At 63.3% G+C, this 1,045-nt stretch carries 1 protein-coding gene; it reads right to left on the bottom strand.

The window, feature by feature from the left end; all coding sequences use genetic code 11:
* Nucleotides 1–1,045: tryptophanase (locus B4F73_RS06190; RefSeq protein ID WP_290482752.1), on the bottom strand; the 1,045-nt coding region annotated here is incomplete at both ends.

Below are 1,045 nucleotides of genomic sequence, written 5' to 3'. Positions count from 1 at the left end.
CCGGATATTCCAGCGGCGGAATGTGGGACAGCCATTCGCGCGCATCCACGAACACTGCATGGCCGCCCGCCGGCTTCATCACCGGCACGCCCAGCGCGTCCAGCCGTTCGGCGATATAGGCATTGGTGCGCACGCGGTAGCGCAGATAATCCTCATCCACGATCTCGGTCAGGCCCTGTGCGATCGCGTCGAGGTCGCGGCCGGCAAGGCCGCCATAGGTCGGGAAGCCCTCGGTCTGGATCAGCCGCGTGCGGGCCTGTTCGGCCAGCGCGTCATCATTCAGCGCGAGCCACCCGCCGATATTGGCGAAGGCGTCCTTCTTGGCGCTCATTGTCATGCCGTCGGCCACGTCAAACGTGTCGCGCACGATCTCCTTGATCGAGCGGTCCTGCTGCCCGTCCTCGCGCAGCTTGATGAACCAGGCGTTCTCGGCGAACCGGCAGCCATCAATGAAGAAGGGCTTGCCATGCGCATGGGCGATCTCGGCGGCGCCGCGAATATTGGCGAGGCTGACCGGCTGGCCGCCGCCTGCATTGTTCGTGATCGTCATCATCACACACGGCACGGCATCGCCGCGCTCACTCATCAACTTGGCGAGGGCGTCCAGGTCCATGTTCCCCTTGAAGGGATGGTCGAGGGAGGGAATCTTGCCCTCTGCGATGGGCAGGTCCAGTGCCTCGGCGCCTGCGGCTTCGATATTGCCGCGCGTCGTGTCGAAATGCGTGTTTGACGGAATGACATGACCGGATTTGGCAATCAGCGAGAAGAGGAGATGCTCCGCAGCGCGCCCTTGATGGGCGGGGATGATGTGCTTGAAGTCCATCAGATCCTTCACGGCCGCTTCGAACCGGTAGAAGCTCGGCGCGCCGGCATAGCTCTCATCGCCGGTCATCACCGCGCCCCATTGCGCCGCGCTCATGGCCGAGGTGCCGCTATCGGTCAGCAAATCGATCAGCACGTCATCCGAATGCAGCTTGAACAGATTGTAGCCCGCCTCTTTCAGCAGTCGTTCGCGCTCGTCTCGCGTGGTCATGCGGATCGGCTC

Origin of the sequence: Hyphomonas sp. UBA3601 (genome assembly GCF_002375605.1) — a bacterium.
In the GTDB taxonomy this organism is placed as follows: domain Bacteria; phylum Pseudomonadota; class Alphaproteobacteria; order Caulobacterales; family Hyphomonadaceae; genus Hyphomonas.
Note: the sequence above shows the minus strand (reverse complement) of the source record. Positions and strands in the feature narration are given on the sequence as shown.